This is a genomic window from Burkholderia sp. BCC1977, from assembly GCF_905339595.1.
Lineage (GTDB): Bacteria > Pseudomonadota > Gammaproteobacteria > Burkholderiales > Burkholderiaceae > Burkholderia.
Genome location: NZ_CAJPGQ010000019.1, coordinates 44,418 through 66,902, shown reverse-complemented (window position 1 = coordinate 66,902; position 22,485 = coordinate 44,418). Strand labels below are relative to the sequence as shown.

General features: G+C 67.3%; 24 protein-coding genes and 3 pseudogenes. 11 read left to right on the top strand and 16 right to left on the bottom strand.

Annotated elements, in window-relative coordinates:
* Positions 1-40: 40 nt before the first annotated feature.
* Positions 41-232: a helix-turn-helix domain-containing protein gene (locus U5771_RS17580; protein WP_322025196.1), complete on the bottom strand. Its 192-nt coding sequence runs from the start codon at positions 230-232 to the stop codon at positions 41-43.
* Here U5771_RS17580 and U5771_RS17575 point away from each other — a divergent pair.
* Positions 228-512 (top strand): annotated as a pseudogene (locus tag U5771_RS17575) (poly-beta-1,6 N-acetyl-D-glucosamine export porin PgaA); the annotation flags it as partial. The gene U5771_RS17580 and the pseudogene U5771_RS17575 overlap by 5 nt on opposite strands.
* A gap of 217 nt (positions 513-729) precedes the next feature.
* Here the strand turns inward: U5771_RS17575 and U5771_RS17570 are convergent.
* Entirely contained in the window at positions 730-906 is a 177-nt protein-coding gene (locus U5771_RS17570; RefSeq protein WP_322025149.1) for a CsbD family protein, read from the bottom strand.
* 248 nt (positions 907-1,154) lie between these two features.
* On the opposite strand from U5771_RS17570, the gene U5771_RS17565 reads away from it, so the two are divergent.
* Complete coding sequence (locus U5771_RS17565) at positions 1,155-1,301, top strand: DUF3096 domain-containing protein (RefSeq protein WP_322025148.1); 147 nt, start codon at positions 1,155-1,157, stop codon at positions 1,299-1,301.
* On the opposite strand, the gene U5771_RS17560 is transcribed toward U5771_RS17565, so the two are convergent.
* Together U5771_RS17560 and U5771_RS17555 are read right to left on the bottom strand one after the other, a co-directional pair.
* On the bottom strand, positions 1,295-1,504 hold the full coding sequence (locus U5771_RS17560) for a hypothetical protein (RefSeq protein ID WP_322025147.1): 210 nt from the start codon (positions 1,502-1,504) through the stop codon (positions 1,295-1,297). The genes U5771_RS17565 and U5771_RS17560 overlap by 7 nt on opposite strands.
* A gap of 97 nt (positions 1,505-1,601) precedes the next feature.
* Positions 1,602-1,910: a hypothetical protein gene (locus U5771_RS17555; RefSeq protein WP_322025146.1), complete on the bottom strand. Its 309-nt coding sequence runs from the start codon at positions 1,908-1,910 to the stop codon at positions 1,602-1,604.
* Here U5771_RS17555 and U5771_RS17550 point away from each other — a divergent pair.
* Both U5771_RS17550 and U5771_RS17545 read left to right on the top strand, forming a co-directional pair.
* Positions 1,797-4,027: pseudogene (locus U5771_RS17550) on the top strand (VTT domain-containing protein). The gene U5771_RS17555 and the pseudogene U5771_RS17550 sit on opposite strands and share 114 nt — an antisense overlap.
* Entirely contained in the window at positions 4,024-4,788 is a 765-nt protein-coding gene (locus U5771_RS17545) for an endonuclease/exonuclease/phosphatase family protein (RefSeq protein WP_322025145.1), read from the top strand. Before U5771_RS17550 ends, U5771_RS17545 begins: the two are co-directional and overlap by 4 nt.
* 124 nt (positions 4,789-4,912) lie before the next feature.
* On the opposite strand, the gene U5771_RS17540 is transcribed toward U5771_RS17545, so the two are convergent.
* On the bottom strand, positions 4,913-5,233 hold the full coding sequence (locus tag U5771_RS17540) for a hypothetical protein (RefSeq protein WP_322025144.1): 321 nt from the start codon (positions 5,231-5,233) through the stop codon (positions 4,913-4,915).
* A gap of 289 nt (positions 5,234-5,522) precedes the next feature.
* On the opposite strand from U5771_RS17540, the gene U5771_RS17535 reads away from it, so the two are divergent.
* Both U5771_RS17535 and U5771_RS17530 read left to right on the top strand, forming a co-directional pair.
* Positions 5,523-5,879: a DUF3175 domain-containing protein gene (locus U5771_RS17535; protein WP_322025195.1), complete on the top strand. Its 357-nt coding sequence runs from the start codon at positions 5,523-5,525 to the stop codon at positions 5,877-5,879.
* 33 nt (positions 5,880-5,912) lie between these two features.
* Positions 5,913-7,232 carry a cation:proton antiporter gene (locus tag U5771_RS17530; protein ID WP_322025143.1) on the top strand — a complete coding sequence of 440 codons (1,320 nt, stop codon included), beginning with the start codon at positions 5,913-5,915 and terminating at the stop codon, positions 7,230-7,232.
* Positions 7,233-7,236: 4 nt separating this feature from the next.
* Here U5771_RS17530 and U5771_RS17525 read toward each other — a convergent pair whose 3' ends face one another.
* The 3 genes from U5771_RS17525 to U5771_RS17515 form a co-directional block, all read right to left on the bottom strand.
* A complete protein-coding gene (locus U5771_RS17525; protein WP_322025142.1) occupies positions 7,237-7,542 on the bottom strand; it encodes a DUF3005 domain-containing protein in 306 nt (101 codons plus the stop codon).
* Between the two features lie 472 nt (positions 7,543-8,014).
* Positions 8,015-8,326, bottom strand: coding sequence for a hypothetical protein (locus tag U5771_RS17520; protein ID WP_322025141.1), 312 nt, complete (start codon positions 8,324-8,326; stop codon positions 8,015-8,017).
* Between the two features lie 284 nt (positions 8,327-8,610).
* Positions 8,611-8,916: a hypothetical protein gene (locus U5771_RS17515; protein WP_322025140.1), complete on the bottom strand. Its 306-nt coding sequence runs from the start codon at positions 8,914-8,916 to the stop codon at positions 8,611-8,613.
* Positions 8,917-9,303: 387 nt separating this feature from the next.
* Between U5771_RS17515 and U5771_RS17510 the strand changes: the two genes are divergently transcribed.
* The gene (locus U5771_RS17510; protein WP_322025139.1) at positions 9,304-9,795 is read left to right on the top strand and encodes a PRC-barrel domain-containing protein; all 492 of its coding nucleotides are present in this window, start codon (positions 9,304-9,306) and stop codon (positions 9,793-9,795) included.
* Positions 9,796-9,862: 67 nt separating this feature from the next.
* Here the strand turns inward: U5771_RS17510 and U5771_RS17505 are convergent, their stop codons facing one another.
* Together U5771_RS17505 and U5771_RS17500 are read right to left on the bottom strand one after the other, a co-directional pair.
* Positions 9,863-10,252: a BON domain-containing protein gene (locus tag U5771_RS17505; protein ID WP_322025138.1), complete on the bottom strand. Its 390-nt coding sequence runs from the start codon at positions 10,250-10,252 to the stop codon at positions 9,863-9,865.
* A 160-nt stretch (positions 10,253-10,412) separates the two neighbouring features.
* Entirely contained in the window at positions 10,413-11,618 is a 1,206-nt protein-coding gene (locus tag U5771_RS17500) for a glycosyltransferase family 9 protein (protein ID WP_322025137.1), read from the bottom strand.
* Positions 11,619-12,071: 453 nt separating this feature from the next.
* Here U5771_RS17500 and U5771_RS17495 point away from each other — a divergent pair, with 453 nt between their 5' ends.
* A complete protein-coding gene (locus U5771_RS17495) occupies positions 12,072-12,425 on the top strand; it encodes a hypothetical protein (RefSeq protein ID WP_322025136.1) in 354 nt (117 codons plus the stop codon).
* A 238-nt stretch (positions 12,426-12,663) separates the two neighbouring features.
* Here U5771_RS17495 and U5771_RS17490 read toward each other — a convergent pair.
* A pseudogene (locus tag U5771_RS17490) lies at positions 12,664-12,871 on the bottom strand (hypothetical protein); the annotation flags it as partial.
* Between the two features lie 124 nt (positions 12,872-12,995).
* Here U5771_RS17490 and U5771_RS17485 point away from each other — a divergent pair.
* Together U5771_RS17485 and U5771_RS17480 are read left to right on the top strand one after the other, a co-directional pair.
* Entirely contained in the window at positions 12,996-13,427 is a 432-nt protein-coding gene (locus U5771_RS17485; protein ID WP_322025135.1) for a CBS domain-containing protein, read from the top strand.
* A 94-nt stretch (positions 13,428-13,521) separates the two neighbouring features.
* Positions 13,522-14,010 (top strand): PRC-barrel domain-containing protein, encoded by a 489-nt coding sequence (locus tag U5771_RS17480; protein ID WP_322025134.1) that lies wholly within the window; start codon positions 13,522-13,524, stop codon positions 14,008-14,010.
* 81 nt (positions 14,011-14,091) lie between these two features.
* Here the strand turns inward: U5771_RS17480 and U5771_RS17475 are convergent, their stop codons facing one another.
* The 3 genes from U5771_RS17475 to U5771_RS17465 form a co-directional block, all read right to left on the bottom strand.
* Positions 14,092-14,697: a DUF4142 domain-containing protein gene (locus tag U5771_RS17475; RefSeq protein ID WP_322025133.1), complete on the bottom strand. Its 606-nt coding sequence runs from the start codon at positions 14,695-14,697 to the stop codon at positions 14,092-14,094.
* 374 nt (positions 14,698-15,071) lie between these two features.
* On the bottom strand, positions 15,072-17,378 hold the full coding sequence (locus U5771_RS17470; protein WP_322025132.1) for an ATP-binding protein: 2,307 nt from the start codon (positions 17,376-17,378) through the stop codon (positions 15,072-15,074).
* 101 nt (positions 17,379-17,479) lie between these two features.
* Entirely contained in the window at positions 17,480-18,874 is a 1,395-nt protein-coding gene (locus U5771_RS17465) for a sigma-54 dependent transcriptional regulator (protein WP_322025131.1), read from the bottom strand.
* Between the two features lie 284 nt (positions 18,875-19,158).
* Here U5771_RS17465 and U5771_RS17460 point away from each other — a divergent pair, with 284 nt between their 5' ends.
* Positions 19,159-20,139 carry a sigma-54 dependent transcriptional regulator gene (locus tag U5771_RS17460; RefSeq protein WP_322025130.1) on the top strand — a complete coding sequence of 327 codons (981 nt, stop codon included), beginning with the start codon at positions 19,159-19,161 and terminating at the stop codon, positions 20,137-20,139.
* A 12-nt stretch (positions 20,140-20,151) separates the two neighbouring features.
* Here the strand turns inward: U5771_RS17460 and U5771_RS17455 are convergent, their stop codons facing one another.
* Positions 20,152-21,102: a glycosyltransferase gene (locus U5771_RS17455; protein WP_322025129.1), complete on the bottom strand. Its 951-nt coding sequence runs from the start codon at positions 21,100-21,102 to the stop codon at positions 20,152-20,154.
* Positions 21,092-22,174 (bottom strand): glycosyltransferase family 9 protein, encoded by a 1,083-nt coding sequence (locus U5771_RS17450; RefSeq protein WP_322025128.1) that lies wholly within the window; start codon positions 22,172-22,174, stop codon positions 21,092-21,094. The genes U5771_RS17455 and U5771_RS17450 overlap by 11 nt, the downstream gene beginning before the upstream one ends.
* Between the last annotated feature and the right edge of the window lie 311 nt (positions 22,175-22,485).

Genomic DNA, 22,485 nt, shown 5'->3' with positions numbered 1-22,485 from the left:
ATCACGTCACGTCATGCTGCGAAACGCTCTGGCGCGACCGTCAGTCTTCCGTTGCAGCAGTCGCGGACGACGCCCTTATGCGCATGACGGTTTGACGCGAGGTGCCGAACTTACGTGCCACCTCGCTGACCGAGAGGCCTTTGTCGAGCGAACGCATGACGCGCTCCTGATCGTGGCGCGAAAGCGAGGCTGGCCTGCCAGTGGGTTGTCCGCGTTCCCGTGCGAACTTCAGTCCGAGCCGCGACTATGCGGTCGCGGCAACCGTCGTGCATCAATGGCTGATGTGGATGAAGGGCGACGTGTCGTTGCAACAGCGCATTTCCGTGTCGGGCGGCGCCTACAACGAGCGAGGGTTCGGCACCAGCGCACGCTGGAACGCGCGTCTCGAGCACGCGTGGACATTCAAGCACGACATCACGCTGACTGACGGCATCGAAGTCGCGAGCCACGCCTACGACGGTACGCGTGAGCCCTCGGAGACGGGCTACCTGGCGCTCAATCTGCCGTTCTAGAGGCCGGCCGTCGGGAGCCTGTCGTCACGAACGGCGACTCGGCGAATACGCGACTCGGGCGCTGTACGGCGACGACCTTGGTGCCGGTGGTGCGAGTTGCCGGCACCAAGGCACCCGGGTCGCCTCTACCGGCTGCCGCCGCGGCGCGATCGGCGTGCCCCGGGTTGCCGACTTTCACCCGAGTCGGCCGCGGGTTGGGTGACGTCCGCATCAGACTCTACGGCCGCTTCTTGAGTCGCTCCTTGACATCGCCGTACGACGCTTGTGTCTTGCCGACGACCTGTTCGGCCCTGCCCTTCAATCTGCTCACCCGGTTTCCCACAACCTTGCCGACCACCTCCTTCAGTTTGCCCTTTGCTTCCTTGATGCGGCCTTTTACCTGATCCTTGTTCATGACATTGCTCCTTGAAATCGACGGATGCCGGAACGGCGGATACCGGCCCGCCACGCACGCCCCGATCGCGATGAAACGTCGGTACAGGTACGGCGATTGCGCCGGTTGAGGCGTTCGCGCTTGCGGACAGCGAGTTGACGGCCGGCGTGACGGCAGAACGCTTGAAGCTCGCCAGGCTCGAGTCGTTGCAACAGGCGCCGGAGGCAAGCCAGGCTGTGTCCACTCGTTGTCAATCCTGCGGAGGAAGCATGAACGTTCTCACTAGCGCCGGCCCGCTGGTTTCGCTGATCGCCGGCATTCTCATCCTTGCGGTACCTCGCCTGCTGAATTACATCGTTGCGATCTACCTGATCGTGATCGGGCTGCTCGGGCTGTTCGGAGGCCGCCTTCATTGAGTCGCCCGGCACGGCCGCGCATCGAGCGCTGCGCGATGGCCGAACGCGCGCGTGGACCGGCAGGCGCTCTCGACAGCCGCCCAGACCATCCATTTCGACGACGTGAAGCGGCTGCGGCCGCTCCACACGCTCGACCGCCGCTCCAAGGTGACGAGCGCCGCGCCAGGGCCATCGCCGATGAGCGCATGGTCCTCGATCCGCACCGGGTTCACGCTCCTGCCGTTGCGATGTCCGGCGGGGGGCCGCGGCCCCTCCCTGATACAGCCCGCGCCGCGCCCTCCAACCCATTCGTAGCAAACGTCATGCCGCGGCCGATCGGCGGTCGCACGCCCCAAGCGCGTGCGCCTTTTTGCAACGGCGCTGTAACGCGCAGAAGGCCATCGCGGCGGCCCGATCGACAGCCGCGACGCCATGGGGCGGGAACGCCATGTGCGAGCCTGCTTCAACTTCAAACGACGGGGTAACGGCAATGGTCAGCGGCAGCGAAGGCGTGCCATGACGTCTGCGGCGCAATCGCGACACCCAGCGCCCGGCAACCCGACGTCCGGGCCGGACCGCGCGGCGCCAGACGCCGAAACGGGCGGCGGCCGGCGTGATGCGGAGCGCCACGGCATGCTCGAATGCGGCCGGAACTGCGACGCGATCCGTCATGCGGACCGCTTCACCACCCTCATCGACGGTGCCGCCTACTTCGCGACGCTCCGCGCGGCGCTGATCCGCGCGCGCCATACCGTGTTCATCGTCGGGTGGGACCTCGACAGCCGGATGCGCCTCGTGCCCGACGGCGCGAACGACGGCTTTCCGGAGCCGCTCGGCGCGTTCCTGTGCGCGCTCGCGGCGGCCCGTCCGCGCCTGCGCATCTACGTGCTCGCGTGGGACTTCGCGATGATCTACGCGCTCGAGCGCGACTGGCCGCCCGTGTACCGCACGGCCTGGCAATCCCATCGCGGGATCGTGTTCCAGCTCGACGGTGCGCATCCACGTGGCGCATCGCATCATCAGAAGCTGGTCGTGATCGACGACCGCCTCGCGTTCGTCGGCGGGCTCGACATGACGCGCGCGCGCTGGGACACGCCGTCGCATTCGGCCGACGAGCCGCGGCGCCGTGACGCGGACGGTGTGTCATACCGGCCGTTTCACGACGTCCAGGCGATGTTCGACGGCGATGCGGCAGCCGAGCTCGGCGAACAGGCTCGGCAACGCTGGCGTTACGCATGCGGGCGCCGCGTCGCGATCCGCGCGCAGCGGTGCCGTGACGACGGCAGCGATCCGTGGCACCCGGCACGCCTGTCGACGTGCGTGACGTGCGCCTCGGCATCGCCTATACGGCACCGGCACGATGCGGCCGCGAACCGGTCCATCAGATCCGCGCGCTCGTCGCCGACGCGATCCGCGCGGCCCGGCGGCATCTGTACATCGAGAACCAGTACTTTACGGCGGCCGTCGTGCGCGAGACGCTGTCGTCACGCCTCGCCGACGACGCGAGCGCGCCGGATGTGACCGTGGTCGCGCCGCCCGCGCACGACGGCTGGCTGCAGGAAGCAACGATGGGCGTGCTGCGTGCACGCCTGCATGCCGCGCTCGTCGCGGCCGACCGCTTCGATCGCTACCGGCTGCTGTATCCGCACGTCGACGGTCTCGACGGCGATTGGGTGAACGTCCACAGCAAGGTGATGATCGTCGACGACGAGTGCATCGTGATCGGCAGCGCGAATCTCAACAATCGCTCGATGCTGCTCGACACCGAATGCGACGTTGCGCTCGTCGCCGCCGACGACGCACGCATCCGGGCCGCGATCGCGCGTACGCGCGACCGGTTGCTCGCCGAGCATCTCGGCACGACCGTCGAGCGGGTCGCCGAAACGCTGGCGCTGGCGCCCCGGCCGAACGAAGCGATCGAGCGGCTGCGCGCGGGGCGCGGCCGCACGCTGCTGCCGCTGGACCCGGCTGTCGCGCCGCAACTCGACGCACTCGTGCCCGTCAGCGCGCGACTCGATCCCGAGCAGCCGATCGAGCCGGAACGGATCGTGCGCGAATTCGTGCCGCAGGACCAGCGTCGTTCGCTGACCGCGCGTCTCGTCGTGCCTGGCGCAGGTGTGTTGCTGATCGCCGCGCTCGCCGCCGCATGGCGTTTTTCGCCGCTGGCCGCGCACGTGAACGTCGCGACGCTGTCGGATGCGGCGCTGCACATCGCGCGCCTGCCGGTCGCGCCCGTGATCCTGCTGATCGGATACGTCGTCGCTGCCACGCTGTCCGTGCCGATCACGCTGCTGATCACCGTCACGGGGCTCGTGTTCGGCGCGTGGCCCGGTTTCGCCTATGCAGCCGCAGGCACGTTGGCGGCAGCGGCCGCCACCTACGGCCTTGGCCGCCGGCTCGGGCGCGACGCGGTGCGACGGCTCGCCGGCGCCCGCGCGAACCGGCTGAGCGAGCGTCTCGGCAAGCACGGCATCGTCGCGATGGCGTTGCTGCGGCTGCTGCCGATCGCGCCGTTTTCGGTCGTGAACCTCGTCGCAGGCGCTTCGCACATCGGGCTGCGCGATTTCCTGGTCGGCACCGCGATCGGCATGCTGCCCGGCATCGCGCTGACCGTGACGTTCGCCCACCAGCTCGGCGCGGCCCTGGCGCATCCGGGGCCGGAGGCATTCGTGTGGCTCGCAGCGATCGGCGCCGTGCTCATCGGCGCGGCGCTCCTGCTGGCGCGGATCCTCCGGCGGTTGCCATGAGTCTCGCCGGCGCGCCTCCCATGAACCCGCCGTGCCCATCTGGCGCGCGCGACCTGCGCATCGCCACATACAACATCCGCGGCGGCTTCGGGCACTGGCATGCGGCGGCGGCCGATCGCATCGCGTCGGTGATCGAAGAACTCGACGCGGACGTGATCGCGTTGCAGGAAGTGCCGCTCGGCGGCTCGCGCGGCGCCGACGTGCTCGCGCACCTGCGCGAGGCCACCGGTCTGCATGCGGCGGCCGGCGTGACGATCGACACGATCGAACGGCGCTACGGCAACGCGGTGTTGTCTCGCTGCCCGATACGGGCGGCGCGCACGCTCGACCTGTCGTACCGCCATCGCGAACCGCGCGGCGCGCTCGACGCCGACATCGATTGCGGCGCCGGCCTGATCCGCGTGGTGGCAACCCATCTCGGGCTATCGGCCGCCGAGCGCAGCGAGCAGGTGCAGCGCCTGCTCGCTGCGTTCGACACGGGAGCAATGCCCGTGATCCTGCTCGGCGACATCAACGAATGGCTCGTGCGCGGCCGCGCGCTGCGTGCTTTGACGACCCGGTTCCGACGCGCGCCCGCGCCGCGCACATTCCCGACCCTTTATCCACTGTTTGCGCTCGATCGGATCTGGATCCATCCCGGTGAACTGCTGATCGACGTCGCCGTGCATTGCTCCGCACGGGCCCGCCGGGCGTCGGACCACTACCCGCTCGTCGCGCGCATGCGCGTGCCGCTCCCGGCGGGCACGGGCGTACCGGCGTAATGCGCGTCATGCGCGTCACGCACGTCATGCACGTCACGCACGTCACGCACGTCACGCACCGTCGAACACGTCAGCGTGACCTCTTTTCAAACGAATGCAAGGCGCGTCGGCCGCCGAGTCGCCCTCAATGCAGGCGGGTCGCCACATCCAGCAACTCATCCGTGATTTCAACGGTCAGCTTGCACTCGTCCGCCGGCTCGGGCAGGTACTCGACCGTCTGCTGCACGGCGTCTTGCAGCAATACATGGACGCGCTCTTGTGCGGCGCCATCGAGATTCGCATAGCGCTCCATCGCCCAGCAATCGAATACGAGTTCGATTTCAGGACCCGGAGCGCCGCCGGGCGCCGCGTGGGCCGCGGCCCACGCCGCATGAAAAGTGATCGTGCCCGTCTCCGGATCGAAGCTGACCGTCGTATCCAGTTCCCTTTCGGCATTCGAATGCATGATGTTCTCCGTTGAGTTGGCCGATCGATCCCGGTGTCGGCGGCGTCGGCGGCGGCGTCTTGAAGGTGCGCGTGTCGACGCGTCAGGGGGCCCGATCGTTGCCCGGTCGGTTTGCGAATACCGTTCGCGTATGTCCTCCGTGGAAACACGCATCCGGTGGAATTTTCGCAACCGTCGTGCCCGCTCCCCCGCGCCTGACTCACCGCACGGCGTGCGGCACGTGAATTGCGTCACGCGGCGGTACTCCACCGTGCCAGCCTGTTTCGCTCACTTCGACGGAGAACGATCGATGCGTCATCCTTCAGCAGCGCAGGGCCACGGAAAACGCCTGACGCGACGCCCCGGCCGAAGTGGCGGTGCCGGTCCACGACCTCGCAGGCGTTGGTCCGCCGCGGTCACGCGTACCAGCAATGCGCTCGACATCGAGCCTGACATGTTCAAGCGCGGCGATCCGGGCGCGATCGCGGCGTCGCTGAAGCGCTCGGCCGAGCGCAGCGGACGCCGCAAGGCGTCGCCGTTTCAGTCGGCAATGTCGATGCTGAACGTCTATCTCAACCGTGCCGGCCGCAACCTGCCGAAATCGCGACGGGCAACGCTCGAGCGCGCGAAACGGAAGCTGCGCGAGGCATTCGGCCGCAAGCCCTGACACGACCCGCAGCCGTCCGTGCGGAGGCCGCACATGCACGAAACCCTCTGGTACCTGATCGTCGGCGCGGTGCTGATGGGCATGGGCGTCGCCACCTCCGCGCTGCGCCGTCTGCCGTGCAGCACGGCGATGATCTACCTGCTGCTCGGGGTGCTGCTGGGCCCGGCCGGCGCGGGGCTGCTGCACCTCGACCTCGAACGCGACGCGCCGTTGCTGCGCAGCCTTGTCGAGGTCGCGCTGCTCGTGTCGCTGTTCGCGATCGGGCTGCGGCTGCGCGTGCCGTTGTTCGACCCGCTCTGGCTCGTCCCGTGCCGACTCGGGTTCGTGGCGATGATCGTCACCGTGCCGCTCCTTGCCGGCTGCGCGAAGTTCACGCTGGGGCTCGATTGGGGTCCCGCGGTGCTGCTTGCGGCGATCCTCGCGCCCACCGATCCCGTGCTCGCGCACGACGTGCAGGTGCGCGACCCCGGCGACCGCGACCTCGTGCGCTTCGCGCTGTCGGGCGAAGGCGGCCTGAACGACGGCATCGGGCTGCCGTTCGCGCTCGCGGGACTCGCGCTGTGCGGCAATCGCGATGCGACGCAACCGGTGCCGCCCCTGTCCGCCGGGTTCGCGCTTGCAGCGCTGTGGGGCGTCGCCGGCGCGGCAGCGATCGGCGGCACACTCGGCTGGGCGACGACGAAGACGATCGGCTGGCTGCGCACGCGACACGCGCAGGCCCTCGGTCTCGAAGGATTTTTCGCGCTCGCCCTGATTGTGCTGTCGTTCGGCACCGCGCAGCTCGCGCATGCTTTCGGCTTTATCGCGACATTCGCCGCGGGCGTCGCGATGCGACGCGTCGAACACCAGGCGAGCGGCGACCGTGCGCCGCGCGCGGTGATCGGCAAGATCGATTCGGCGGACGTCGTCGCCACCGAGAAACATCCGGAAAAGGCGCACGCGTACATGGCCGAATCGGTGCTGGACTTCACGATCGAACTCGAGCGCATCGCGGAGGCGGTCGTGATGACGATGGTCGGCGGCGTGCTCGCAACGCTCCCAGGCCCGCTCATCACGTGGCGCACGGCAGCGCTGACTGCCCTCCTGTTCTTCGTGGTGCGGCCGGCCGCGGTCCTCCTGTCGCTCGCCGGCTCGCGCGCGACGCACCCGCAGCAGCGGCTGATGGCATGGTTCGGCATCCGCGGCATCGGCTCGTTCTACTACCTCGCGTTCGCGCTCGAGCACGGGCCCGTCGACGCGGTGCGGCCGCTCGTGGCGCCGGTGCTTGCGGTCGTTGCCGCGTCGGTGATCGCGCACGGGGTGTCCGCGACGCCGTTGATGCGCCGCTATCACCGGCGGCCGCGGCGGCACTGATCCGTCACGACGGTGCGGCGCCGGTCAAGTCGCGCGCTCCGGTTGCGCGCCGCGCGACGTCTCGGAGATGCAGGCCCGCCGGTTTCCCTGATTTTTTTACAAGCGATCGGCACGTTTGGGCACCACATATCGCTTTGCGGGCCATACCACTCATCCGTCCCGGCTCTCCACCACGCCCATATGGCGCACGCGCCAGCCGGCGCGCGGTGCGATCCGCGGCAGGCTTGCCCGCCGGCCGGCTCGCGAATCCGCCAAGCCCTTCGTCGGGCGCGTCGACGCTGTCGCCCAGCGACGCGTTCGAATAGATCACGTTGTCCCGCCACGTCGACGCGCCCGTTTGCCGGACCGGAACCCGCGACACGGTCAAGCAACTCGCGCGGCGGATCAGCGCGATGCGCGAGGCCGCTTGTAGCGGCAGTCTTCAATACGACATCGGCGACGGCGAGCCCGGATTGAGGTGGTCGTCCGTCGGCGGCGATTGAGCAGTCGCGCCGGTTGCGGGACGCGTGACGTATCGACCGTCTGCGTCTTGCCGCGAAAGCGTCTGGCTCGCACCGCTTTGCTGCGAGGCAACGTCAGGACGCGGTTCGACGGGGCCCGCCTGCGAGCACGCTGCGACACCGCATGCGGCGGCAATCGCCCAGGCAACGCCGCCGTGTATCAGATGCGATTTCATCGGAGTCCTCCATAAAATCCGAACGGCCGTGCGCACGCCGCGTTCAGCGTTCAGCGTTCAGCGTTCAGCGTTCAGCGTTCAGCGTTCAGCGTTCAGCGTTCAGCGTTCAGAACCGATCGATATGAAAGTTCCCCGCGTATTCGGTCCGGCTGCGTTGGGCGATCATGACCGCGAATTCCACCTCGATCCATTTCAGCGCGAGGCGCTTCTGTTCGATGTTCCACTGCTCGAATGCCGCGAACGCGTCCTCATCGAACGTGATGGTCACCGCTGCCGAATACCCGTCGGCCCGGAAGCCGACGTACAGCACGTCGGCCGGACGCTCCTCGATATGGAACGCCATGCCGCGCGCGTCGAAGTACCGGCCGATCGTCTCGGCGATATCGCGTTTGATGCCGGCCCCGACACAAATGCCCATCGTTCACCTCCCTGTCCCGCCGACGCGCCGACGTGCGTCGGCGCGCGGCAACCGCCCCCGTGCGGGGTTCGGATCGGTGCCGGCCATCGGTGGACAGGATCGGAGCGACGACGCCACGCGTTGAGATGCCATGCGGATTTGCCCTCGTCACGGCGTGACTTCGATCTGCAAGCGGCGTGCCTCCTGCACGGCGCGACGAGAGGCCGCACAGCTGCAACCTCAAGCCGCCCCCCGTTGAAATACCTGGGGCGACCGCTGCAAAACTTTCAACCGGCGCGAAGCGCTCACGCTTCGTAGGCGGCCAGCACGATCCACCATTCGCGGCCATCGTCGGACGCGTGGGCGGCGAGCGCGAACGCGTCCTGTGGCCGGCTCGCCCGCTGCAACGCCCGACGCGTGGCCTCGGTACCGTCCAACCCGGCATCACCGAGCCGCCGGACCTCCGTCTTGCCCTCGAACATCAGCCGGTCGGGCCGCGAAACCAGCGGCTCGTGCTTCCATACCTGAAAACGGTCCCTGACCGTATCGAATCCGCCGCCGCATACATTGACTTCGTAATGCACCGGATGAGTCAGCTTCGGCAAAGTCATAGCGCCCTCCTGCTTGTCGAGGCCGTCGTTGCGTGCGTTGCACGGCCCGCCCCTGCGGCCGGCCGCGGCGCCGGCGTCGTGATGTGATGGGGCCTCTGTCGCAAGCGCCATACCCGTGACGCCGCGGGAACGTCCGTTGCGCCGGCCAACGCATGCCCCTGAAGGAGCATCCGACACGACCCAACCCAACCACGCCGGCGACGACGCGTTGGCCCTCGGCCGGCGCGCCCGCATTCGACGCCGCCGCCGGACTATCGCGGCGACACGCACACGCATCGTTCGGAGCCGTATATCGACGACGCGCCGTGCATCCCTCCGGTCTGGAAACCCACCCGCGCGACACGCTGCCCGACACGGGCGACATTCGCGCCAGCCAGGAGGATCACCATGGACACCCCCGACCAAGGCAGAACCCGCATCATTCGCAAGGAACGCGAAACTGCGCGCGGCCCTGGCCCCGACGTCATGGCCGCCAGTACGCTCACCGGCAACAAGGTGCTGACGTCCGTCGGCGACGACGCCGGCAGGATCAAGGAGATCATGCTCGACGTCGGTTCCGGTCGAATCGCCTATGCGGTGCTGTCGAGCGGCGGCCTGCTCGGGATTGGCGACAAGCTGCTCGCGATTCCATGGAACGAACTCACGCTTGACGCCGAACACAAGTGCTTCCTGTTGTCGGTGTCAACCGAACAGGTGCGCAGCGCATCGGGCTTCGACAAGGACCACTGGCCGGCACGGGTCGATCCGCAATGGGCCGGACCAACCCGCGACTACTACAGCAGCGTGCCTCACTGGAGCGTCGATGACGACTTCGTCCCCGATATGCCGAACGACGGAGCGCCGTCGAACGCTTCGGGGCGCGACGAAGGCTGGCGCTGACACGCAGCGGTTGCCGCGTCGCCGGAGAGCTGGGTGCCACCGGTGCGCGTCGTGGCAACATGCGCCGTCATTTGGGCCGGATCGTGAGCTGGTCGTGGACCTCCTGCACGCCTTCGACCTGCTTCACCGTATTGACGGCGAGCGTGCGCTGCTGCAAGTCCGGCACGCTGCCCGTCAGCACGACGTCGCCGTGCCGCGTGTTCACGTGGATGTCGCCGGACGACAGGTTGTCCTTGCCCACGAGCGCCGCCTTTGCCTTGGTCGTGATCGCCACGTCACGGATCGTGGTGCTGGCCGTCGTCAGCGCGGACGACGCATCGTTGTCGCCGGCCGCCGCTACGTGCGGCGCGGCGGCCGCGCAGAATGCGGCCGCCGTGATCGCGACCGTCGTGCCGAGCCGTTTCGCCGGATGATGCTTCAGCCAATCGGTCCATGCTTTCAATTGTCTCGCTTTCATCGTGACCTCCTTTCGTCATGCCGGCTTCGCGCCGATCTGGTCACGGTGCCGCAAGTTGCATGCCTCACCCCGGGAACACCGCGATGCGCGGCACGTCGCGTGCATTCATCAGTCTTTCTCCATCTCGATGGCGCGGATCCGCTGCAATGCAGGTCGCGAGTCAACGCCTCGTGAAGGCCGATGCGATTGGAATCACGTTGGATATGACGGAAGTGGTGTCGCCTGCGGGCGCGCCGCCCCGCGCCGGGCTCGACGGCCGGTGCGCGGGCCGCCGCCCCGCGCGCAACAGCATCCGCGCGGCGTCGACCACGTCGTCGACGCCGACGCCGCGCAGGCACGGGTGGCCAGGCTGGTCGCACACGCTGCGATCGCAGTAGCGGCACCGGACATCGACGTTCAGTACCCGGTTCGGTACCTTCCATGGCGTGTCCTGCGGATTCGTCAGCGCATACAGGTCGACGACCGGCGTACCGAGCGCCGCGGCCAGATGCACGGCGTCGCTGTTGTTCGAGATCAGCAGGCTGGCCGCCTCGATCAGCGCGCCAAGTTCGCCGATCGACAATATGCCCGCGAATGGAACCGCTCGCACGCCGACACGCGCACAAACGGTCGCGACGAGCTGGCGCTCGTTACCGTCGCCCGTGACCGCGACGCCGTCGAACAGCGGCGAGAGCCGGGCCGCTGCGTCGCCGAAGCGATCGGCGGGCCAGCGACGCGACGACGTGCTCGCACCGGGATGGACGACCAGCCAGCGTCCGAGCCCGTCGAACGGCCCCAAGGCGGTGCCGATGCGCTCCCGCGCCGCGCGCAGCCGATCACGCATTGCACGTCGCGCGGCATGGCCGGGATCGAACGTGATCCGCCAGTCCGGCGTTGTCGCGCCCACCGCGCGCACGAGCGCCATCTGGCGCACCACCTCGTGACGCACCAGCCGCTGGGGTTCGGCTTCGGCGACTGGATCGGTCAGCAGTTGAAACGGATTCTCGCGGCAATGCGCAAGCCGCAGACGAATGCCCGCGAGCCAGCACATCATCGCCGCTGGCAGCGCGCTCTGGCTGTACACGGTGAAGATCACGGCCGCGTCGTACCGGGCCGTCAGCAGATCGGCGATCAGGTCGAGACCGGCGAGCGGGCCGCCCGTTTCATCCGGACGACTGAGCCAGGGCGCATCGTAGGCCAACACGTCGTCGATCATCGGCAGATGGTCCGCGAGCGGCGCCGCGACACTCGACGTCAGCAGCGTAAGATGGCGACCTTCGCGGCTCTCCTTCAGCGCGCGCATGGCGGGCGTCGTCATCAACACGCCCGCGACGTTGTCGAGCCGCATGCACAGGATGCGCCGAACGGCGCGCCACGCGGCATTCATCCGCGCACCTGCGGAGCAGCCGGCATCGCGCCGAGGCCGCGCCCGCCACCCGCCGTGAATGCGTTCCTGCCGGCGAGCGGTCTACTGGCTGGGTCAACGGTCCGATTCACGTGCGCCTCCTGGAAGCTCGGAACAAGCCGTGCTGGTCGAGACGCGCATCGCTTCCCGGGATCCAGCGATTACCGCGCGGGTTGACCACCGCAAATGCGCGTGCGCGGCAGCATCGACTTCACGCGGCGGACCCGCAGGCATCGCGGCATTCTCTTATGGCGACCGTGCAAAAGCCGCTGATTGGCATTCCCGAAAAAGGGCGGCGTCATCCAGCGAGCGCATTCCTCATGCCCGGATTCGTGTCACCGAGGCACGGGCGTTGCGCGTGTTCCAGTTGCATCGTCGGTGCGGGTCATGCGTTGTCGACAGACGCACAGCGCAACCCTGATTCGGGAGGATTGGATGATGAAAACCTTGACGAAAAATCTGATTGTTTCATCACTGGTGCTGGCATTCGCAGGCGGCGCGTGCACGCAGGCTGGCCGCGGCGGCGTTGCCGGGAGCGCTGACGGCGGCAACAGCGTGAGCGCCGGAGTCAACCCGGCCGGTACGGGCGACACCACGGTTCCGCCACCCACCGCACCCTCCAATGACCGGAGCGGCTACGGCAGCCCGGGAGGCACCGCGACCGGCGGCGGACGAGGCATCGGGACCGGCGCCGCTCACAACACGATGACACCGGGCGGCACATATCCTGCAACCCCGAGCGGCGCCCCGCCGGAGCCACCACCGGATACGCTGCAAAAGGGCCAATGACGGCGGCTGAACCGCCGGAACAACGCGCGGCACGTGAAGTCGCGCCCAGGTTCGGGGCGCCGTGCTTCCCGTCGCGGTGCCTCATGTTTTCGCGACACGCTCGACCTGGCGCGTTGCCGCACTATGTCCCGCAACGGGCGTGCGTTTTTTTACAACGTCGCTGTAACGTGCGCGCGGCCGGCAGTCCGGTGCCGGTCGCGCATATTGCGTGTGCAGCAGGACCGGTAGCCGGCCAACGAAGCTCGCCCGCACAGGCGGTCGGGCCGCGTCGCGCCATCATCTCGGCGAACTCGGCCGGAATCCGTTTCAGCGCGGGCCGCTGCCGTTCGATGTCCCCACTGCCCGAGCGCGGCGAACGCGTCGCCATCGAACGTCACGGTCAGCGCGGCCGAACGCCCGTCGGCCTGGAAGCCGATATGCAGCATGTTGGCCGGCCGTTCCTCGATCGTTCCGTGATGGGTCCTCGTTGCAGGATGCAGTCGATCGGTGCAAGTGTCGTGCCGACGCGGCGACACGCGCCGAGGCATGCCGCTTGCTGATCCGACTGCACCTGTCCGTAAGGAGCATGCCATGCATCTCGTCAACGAAATCATGTCGAGGGATGTCGTGCACGTCGCGTCGACGGATACGATTCGCCATGCCGCGCAACTGATGAAGCGCTACGACGTCGGCGTGCTGCCGGTCTGCGACGACAGCCGGCTCGTCGGCGTGGTGACGGACCGCGATATCGTGGTGCGCGCGGTTTGCGCAGGCAAGCCGCCCGAGACGCGCGTCCATGAAGTTGCGTCGGGGCCGATCGAATTCTGCTTCGAAGACGATGCCTTGGACGAAGTCCAGCGATACATGGCCACCGCGCAACTGCATCGGCTGCCGGTCGTCGATCGCTACAACCGGCTCGTCGGCATGCTGTCGCTCGGCGACATCGCGACGCGCGCAGATACGGCCTCGCGCGACGAGGTCGCGAATACGCTCGAAGGCATATCGCAGCCGGAGCGGAAGTGACCGCGCGCCGCGCTTCTTCGCGCCGCTCGACTCACGCACCCGCGCGACACACCGCCCGACACGGGCCGGCTCCGCGCCAGCCAGGAGGACTGTCATGCACACCCGCGACCCAGGCCGCACCCTGATCATCCGCAAGGGACTCGAAACTGCGCGCGGCCCCGGCCCCGACGTCATGGCCGCCAGTACGCTCACGGGCAACACGGTGCTGACGACCGTCGGCGACGATGTCGGCAAGATCAGCGAGATCATGCTCGACGTCGGTTCCGGTCGTATCGCCTATGCTGTGCTGTCGAGCGGCGGCCGGCTCGGGATTGGCGACAAGCTGCTCGCCATCCCATGGAGCGCGCTCACGCTCGACACCGAGCGTCAATGCTTCCTGTTGCCGGTGTCGTTGGAACAGCTTCGCAGCGCATCGGGCTTCGATAAGGATCACTGGCCGGCAACGGCCGATCCCCGGTGGGCCAGCTGGATTCACAAGCATTACGGCAGCACGGCACACTCGGGCGGCGACGCTCCCGGCCTCGACAGTCCGGACGGCGACGTGCCGCCCGACGAGCCGGCGCGCGGTGAAGGCCGGCACTGACGCGGGGACGCTTGCGGCTGCATCGACACGGCGGTTCGCCGGACGCCGCTTTCTGGTGCGCGTTGCACGCCGGCCACCGCGCTATCGCGCGCCCACTTTGCGCGCAAGCGCCTGTGCCATCGTCAGATGGTGCCGGAGCGAAGGCAGGGTTGCCGCCGCGAACGCGCGCAGGTCGGAATCGCGGCCGTCCCGTGCTTCGTCCTCGAACAGCCGGATCGCGTTGCGATGCGCGTCGGGCCCGACCATGGCAACGTACGCAACGTCGAAATCCCGCCCGCTCCTGTCGCGCAACGCTTCGACGTCGGGATCGACGATGCGCCCCGCATGCATCGACACACCGTTGCGCGCGGCGAGCTGCTGCAACCGCTCGTTCGCCTTGCGGTGATCGTCGACCATCCGCTTCGCGAATGCACGCACGTCTGGCGACGACGATTTTTCGAGTGCGAGCCGGCTCGCCTGGATCTCGCTTTTGCCGGCGAGCTTGGCCATGTCGACGAATTCGGCGTCGGTGCGTCGCGGAGGCCGCGCGATTCGCGCGTCGTCCGGCCCCGGCGACGGATTGATGATGCCGCGCGGCACCGACGAACCGGATGCGGGCGGCTCGCTCGGCATTTGCGCATGTGCGGCGGCGGCCACGCCAAGCACGCCGGCCGCCAGCACCGCGATGATCTGGATGCCGGACTTCATTCGATATCTCCTTGACGTGGCTGCCTACGTCGGCGGAATGAACGGAGCCAAGACCGGCTCCGGTGTGACCGTCATCAGGTCGCCGAATGATCGTGGCAGGACGCCACGGTTGCAACGCGGTCACGTGAATGCACGCCGCGCGCCTCGTCGTTCGGTCCATGCTTCCAATTGTCTCGCTTTCATCGTGACCTCCCTTCGTCATGCCGGCTTCGCGCCGATCTGGTCAAGGTGCCGCAAGTTGCATGCCTCACACCGGCATGCAACGCGCCCCTGCGCGCGATCCAACGCCGTTTTCGGGCCGATTCGTGGCAATTTTTTCGGCGCGCTCGTTGGACATCGTGTGCGCCGCGCGACAGGCATGCCGCTTGCGCCGTTCAGCCGGCGCCGCTGTTTGCGTGCGCGATCGCCTGTGCGAGCTGCTGCAGGTCGACCGGCTTGCATAGATAGCCGTCGAATCCCGCCGCCAGTGCGCGGCGCTCGTCGGCCAGCCCCGCATGGGCCGTCACGGCCAGGACGCGCAAGTCGTGCACGTCGGGTTGCGAATCGCGCCGCAATGCTTCCAGCAGCCAGAATCCGTCGCCGTCGGGCATCGCGAGATCGGACAGCACGACGGTCGGGCACTGGCGCGCGACCTGCGCGAGCGCCTCGCGGCCTGACGACGCGACATCGACCTCGGCGCCGAGCGCCGCCAGCGCGGCGGACAGGCTCGAGCGCGTCGCGGCGTCGTCGTCCACCACCAGCACGCGCTGCCCGCCGAGCATCGCCGGCGGACGGCCGATGTCCGCCGATCCGGCGGCCGCCCACGCCATCGGACCGATCGGTCGCCAGCCGCCCGGCAGCGTTACCGTAAACGTCGTACCGCGGTCACGCCCGTTGCTTGCCACGGACACCGAGCCGCCATGCAACTCCACGATGTGACGGACGATCGACAGTCCGAGACCGAGACCGCGGCGCGACGACGCCGGCGAATTGTCCGCACGTCGAAACGCCTCGAACACGTGCGGCATGAAATCCTCGGCAATGCCCTGCCCCGTATCCTCGACCGTCAGCACGGCACTTGCGTTGATCCACGCAAGGCCGACCCTGATGCGCCCGCCATGCGGCGTGAACTTCAGCGCGTTCGACACGAGATTCGACAGCATCTGCCGCAGACGATCTCCGTCGCCCGTCACGACACACACGTTCAGCGGGCAGTCCATCTCGAGCACGATGCCGTCCGTGTCTGCCGCGGAGCGGAACGTGCTTGCGACGTCGGCGACGATACGCACGAGATCGACCGGCATCGCGTCAAGACGCAGCTTGCCCGTCGCGAGCGACGACGCGTCGAGGATGTCGCCGACCATCCGCGACAGCGACCGCGCGCTGCGGTCGATTGCGTCGATCGCCTGTTGCTGCAGGCTCGCATCGCCGGAACGGCGCAATACCTCGATCCAGCCGTAGATCACGTTGAGCGGCGTGCGCAGCTCGTGCGACATGGTCGCGATCAACTCATCCTTGATCCGGTTCGACGTGTCGGCCTGCTTGCGCGCGTTGCGCGCACCGCGCAGTGTGCGCCGCGCGCGGCGATCGCGCTGGCGCTGATCGCTGGAAGGCCGCAGCGTCATCGACAGCGCGACCTGATCGCGTGCGAAGTCCCGCACCGGTTCCGCTTCGACGGTCGCCCGGAACCGCTCGCCGTCGCGCGCGATGCACAGCAGGTCGATGGGGCCGATCGCACTGCGCATGTTGTTGAACGCTTCCGCAACCTCAGCTCGCCGCCACCAGCGTGCCGCGACCAGCATCGCCACGTCGCGCCCCAGCACGTCGCGCGCGTCGTGACCGAACATTCTCCGCGCGGCAGGGTTCCAGCTGACGATCCGGCGGTCGGCCGCGACGCCGACAATCGCGTCCGGCGACGCGTCGACGACCGCGCGCAGCATCCGGTTCGCCTTGTCGCTCACGCGTTCCCCGCGTGCATCGCGCAACACCATGACGGCCCCGTCGAGGTTGCCGTTCGCGTCGCGAATCGGCGACGCGGTACCCACGATCGGCAGCGGCGCCTCACCGCCCCCGGTGTGCAGCCAGTGGTGCGCCGTCACCGCGCCATCGTCGCCTTCGAGTGCGCGCTCGAGCGACGTAAGCGGCACGCGCCGCCCATCGCTGTCATACACCCGTAGCACATCGCTCATGCGCCGGCCCTGCACGTCGTCCCGCACACAACCGACCAGCTCGGCGGCCCGTTCGTTCATGTAGGTGAGCCGACCTTGCCTGTCACTCGCGAGCACACCCAGCGTCAGCGATTTCAGCACGGTCTCGAATTGCCGGCGCGCGGCCGTTTCGCGACGCAGCCGTGCATGATGGAAGGATTGCCCGCCGCGCAGCGCCGACGCAATCGCGCACGCCAGCGATCCGAACGAAACGAACGTGAAGAGCCGCAGGAGCCGCTCGGGCAACGGCAACGTGTAGGCCGACGGATCGGACAGGAACAGCGTCCAGACCAGCACGCCACTCACGAAGGTCGCGATCAGCCCGAACCGGAAGGAGGTCGCCCACGCGACGAGCGCAAGGATCGGGACGTACAGCAGCAGCGTCAGGTTCACCCCGCCAAGCCGGATCGCGACCGCCTGGAGCGCGGTCGCGGCTGCCACCAGCATGATTGCGACTGCGCAATTTCGGGCGGGCGTCCCTGAATACCGGATCATCGCATTGCCTCCACTCGCCGCGCAGCCCCGCGCGGCCGGCTATCATCGTCGTCGACAATGCGTCTGGCGACGACACCGCGGCATGCGTGCGCGCCGACCCATCACGTATCCGGCTTGTCCGCGGGCGTTTTTTCCACGGATTCGGCCGACGAGCCCTCGATCTGCGCGAGGCGGTTGTAAATCGTCTTCAGGCTGACGTCGAGCAGTTCGGCAGCCTGGGCCTTGACGCCGCCGCACTGCGCGATCGTCCCCTCGATCAACTGGCGGTCGACTTCCTGCAGCGACGTGCCGAACGGCACGGTAACCTGATCGTCTTGCGGATCAACCATCGCCGAGAGTTCGACCATGATTGGCGGCGGCAGCGTTTCGATCACGTCGGCATCGCAGAATATGCTTGCGCGCTGGACGAAATTGCGCAGCTCGCGCACGTTGCCGGGCCACGCATACGTTTTCAGCATCGTGCGCGCAGCCGGCCCGAAGCACTGATGGCGTCCGCTCTCCTCGTTGAAGCCCTGCAGAAATGCATCGGCAAGCATCGGAATATCGTCGCCCCGCTCCCGGAGCGGCGGCAGTGCGATCGGGAACACGTTGATCCGGTGATAGAGATCGGGCCGTAGCTTGCCGTCGGCCATCGCGGCTTCAGGATCGCGGTTCGTCGCCGCGATGATCCGCACGTCGACATCGATCTCGCGCGTCGAACCGAGCCGTGTCAGCTGACCGGTCTCCAGCACGCGCAGCAATTTCACCTGCGACTCCATCGGCATTTCGGTGATTTCGTCGAGAAGCAGCGTGCCACCGTCGGCGCGTTCGAAGAATCCCTTGTGCTGGCGATCGGCCCCGGTGAAGCTGCCGCGATCGTGGCCGAACATCTCGCTCTCCACGAGATTGGCCGCGATTGCGCCGCAATTGATGGCGAGAAACGGGCCGCGTCGCCGCAGGCTGAGATCGTGCAGCGTCCGGGCGGCCAGTTCCTTGCCGGTGCCCGACTCGCCCGTCAGCAACACCGACGCCTCGGTGCGCGCAACGCGGCCGATCGCGTCGTACATCGCCTGCATCGGCGGCGAACGGCCGAGCATGTGACCGAAGCGACCGAGGCGCTTCAGCTCCGAACGCAGTTCGGCGATTTCCTCGTGCAGTGCGCCCGCGCGCGGGACGCGCGCGAAAATGCTGCTGAGCCGCTGCATGTTGACCGGCTTCACGAGATAGTCGGTCGCGCCTCGACGCAGCGCATCGATGGCGGTTTCGAGACTCGCGTGGCCCGTGGTCAGCACCATTTCGCAGTGCGCATGTTTCGGCAGCGCGTCGAACAGCGCCATGCCGTTGCCGTCGGGCAGCACGAGGTCGCACAGCACGAGATCCGGCGTATGCGTACTGATCAGCGTCCTGGCCTGCTCGAGCGTCGCCGCGGTATCGCACGACAACTGCTGCGACTTCGCGAGCGCCGCCAGCATCGCGCGAGTATCGGCATCGTCTTCGACGATCAGGACGTACGGCATCGTGGCTCCCATGGTTACGATACGACATGCGTCCTGGCACGTGTCCAGACGCATGCAGCACCGGTCGGCGCCGGCCAGGATGGGGCGGAAAATCGTGACGTGATGGATGCCGCGTCGACGCGACATGACGCTTTGAAGTATAGAAGCTGACGTCGCTCTTTTCCGGCGATCGATCGAATCTATCCGTTCGCGCGCCATGCATTGCAAGATTCAATGCCGGTCACGACGGAAATCACTATGCTTTCGATGGGGAAATCGATCAATTTTTCGTCAGATATTTCGCCATGCCGAGACCCGACAATCGTGGCGAGCGACTGCTCGGCTCCTCCCGCTCGATCCAGACCTTGTTACGGAAAGTCGCGAAGGTTGCGACGACACATGCCAGCGTTCTCATTGTCGGCGAGAGCGGTGCCGGCAAGGATATCGTTGCCCGACTCTTGCACAACATGAGTACGCGACGGCGTGGTCCGTTCGTTCCGGTCAATTGCGGTGCAATTCCGCCGGATATTGCGGAGTCGCAATTGTTCGGTCACGAAAAAGGCAGTTTCACCGGCGCGACATCGCAGAACATCGGTTTTTTTGAAGCGGCACGCGGCGGGACGCTGTTTCTCGACGAGATTGCCGAAATGCCGGCCGAACTGCAGGTGAAGCTGTTGCGCACGCTCGAATCGAACACGATCACGCGGGTGGGCGGCAACGAACCCGTTCCAGTCGACGTCCGCATCATCGCGGCCACCCATCATGATCCGGTGGCAGCCGTCCGGGAAGGTCGCTTGCGCGAGGACCTGTTCTACCGGATCGCCGGGATCGCATTGCATGTCCCGGCGCTTCGGCAGCGCGACAAGGACGTCGGCGACATCGCGCAGGCACTCGTCGACCGGTTGAACGCGCGGAATTGCACGCACAAGCGGCTCTCGAGCCAGGCTTTGAAGGCATTGCTCGCATACTCGTGGCCCGGCAACGTGCGCGAACTGCGCAACGTGGTCGAACGCGCCTTCATCCTCGCTGACGAGCAGATCGAATTGTATCTGCCGCGCCGGCTGCTTCCGCGCGACGAGGTTCGCAAGAACGAGATGACATTGTATTTCGGCACGAAGCTGCTGCAAGCCCAGCAGCGCTTCATCGTTGCATCGCTCCAGCATTTCAACGGCGACAAACCGCGCACCGCGAAGGCACTTGGAATCAGCCTCAAGACCCTGTACAACCGGCTTGCGTTGATTCCCGAACACGAACACGAACGCGACCCGTCCACAACCGGGCGCTGAACGCGTATCGCGTCAGGTTGCGACTTCGAGCAGCACGGCATCCCACTCCTGCACGAACCGCGCAATGCCGAAGCGCGCGAACGCATCCTGCCGGGCGACGGCACCCAACGCGCGCGCGAGTGCCGGATTGCGAATCAGGGCATGCATCGCATCGATCAGCACCGCGGGACGCGTATCGGCGACACCGTTGTGCCCGGACTTCACGAGCAGGGCCACCTCGGTCGTCGCGAATGCGACGATCGGCAAGCCGATCATCATCGCCTCGATCATCGTGAGCCCGAGGCTCGTATAGCGAATCGGATTGAAATAGAACCGGTAGTGCGACAGGAAGTGCGGCAGCGTCAGATACGGCACCTCGCCGATGCCGCCGAGTTCGGATGTACCCAGGCCGACGAGATCGAGCGGCACGCTGCGCCGCACGATATCGAACAGGTCCGCGCCGAGCCGCCGCCCACGGCTCGCAAGATGGTTGACCAGCGTCACGCCTTTCGGCAATGTGCCGCGATATGCCACGTCATCCGGAATCCGCACCCCATATTCGATCACGCGGGTCGGCGTGATGCCGTTGTCCCACATCAGCGCATTGTACGGCGTGACATGCACGAGCAGCACGTTCGGATCCTGCACCGGATGCAGCGTATCCGTCGGGTGCCCGCGCGGCGGGTCGTGTTCGACGAACAGCGCGGGCAACGCGCGCTGCGTGTCACTCAAGAAATTCAGGCGATCATGCAGATAATGCCGGTGATGCTGATAGAGCACGCAGTCGAACACCGTGTCACGCACGCATTCCGGCGGTAATTCATGCACGTTGTCGCCCCACGGAAGATGACCGATGAGCCCCGCATAGCCCGGCGGACGCTGCGGCTTCGTCACGACGAAGAATTCGTGCGGCACCTGTGACAGGTAGTAGAGGTAGTTGCTGCGCACGTGCCAGGTCAGTACGCGCAGCCGCTTACCGTGCATGGCGCGCCTCCTTGCAGAGCAGCTGGTAAGCGTGGCCGATCACCTCGTCGACGCCGATCGCGGTCGCGCAAACGTGCTCATAGGGGCACGTATCGAACATGCACGGCCGGCAGGCCGGATAGACCGCCAGTACGCGATGCCGCTCGCGATCGAACGGCGCCCAGCGGTCGACATCGCTGCCGCAGGCGATGACGATGCTCGGCGTGCCGAGCGCCGCCGCGATGTAAGAGACGCCCGTATCGTTGCAGAGGAGCAGCCGCGAGCGGCCGATCAGTGCCGCGAGCGCGCCGAGCGGCGTGCCGCCGCAAAGATTGATGCATGGCTGCCCGAGGGCCGCGACAAACTCCGTCGCGAATTCCGCTTCGCCGCGCGTGCCGGTCAGCACGATCTGAAGACCGTGCTCCGCGAGCCAGCGTGCGACCCCGGCAAAACGCTCGACCGGCCAGCGCCGCGCCGGCATCCGCGCGCCCGGATGGACGACTGCATAGCGGCCGGGCGTCAGCCCGTGCTTCTCGCCGAGCACTTGCCAGATCGCGTAGTCGAGGCCGCCGAGCGGAAACTCGAGATAGTCGCCCCAGTCGTCGTAGCCGAGACTGCGCATGAGCTGCAGAGACCGCGTGATCTCCGGCTGGTCGGCGGGCCACGGAATCGCATGGTCGAGCGCCGCGGCGCGGCCGTTGGCCGGCGCGAAACCCGCGGTGCGCGCCGCGCCGAGCGATGCGACGAGCGCGTTCGCGTGCTCGCCGCTGCCGTGAAGCTGGAGCGCGAGATCGAACCCGCGCGCGCGGCATGTCGAACGAAACAAGTCTGCTTGCTCGGCATCGGGCTCGGCCTGCTCGACGAGGCCCGGCCCACCCGGAAACCTGATGAAATCGTCGATATATTCGCCAAATCGTGATGCGAATTCGCGCGCCCATGGCAAACCGATCAACGTGATGCGCGCGTTCGGTTCACCGCGCCGTAATGCACGCAGCGCCGGAACCGCACACAGCATCTCGCCAAGTTGCAACGCCCGGAACACCGCGATGCGGGGCCGGCCAACGGAGTCCGGCAACGGAGGATCATATGTCATAAGAACAGCACCCTGAAATGCAGCGCCCGCGGCCCGTGACGCACGCGTGCTTGCCCGCGAACGGCAGGCTCGCTGGAGCAAGGGTCCAGTTCATGCATCTCTGTTGAAGGATCGCAACAGGCGACGTCTGTCGAGGCCAGCGTCGCCGAACGAGAATCAGCGATTTCCATGCCAGCCCGTCGGCACGCCCGGCCCGGCGACGGCATGGGCGTGACGTATCGATCGCCGGGCGCGTCGCGGCGTTTTTATAACCAGGCTGTAAATTCGCCCAGTCCGTGCCTGACGTACGTTCTTGCCCGGTGTCGCATCCG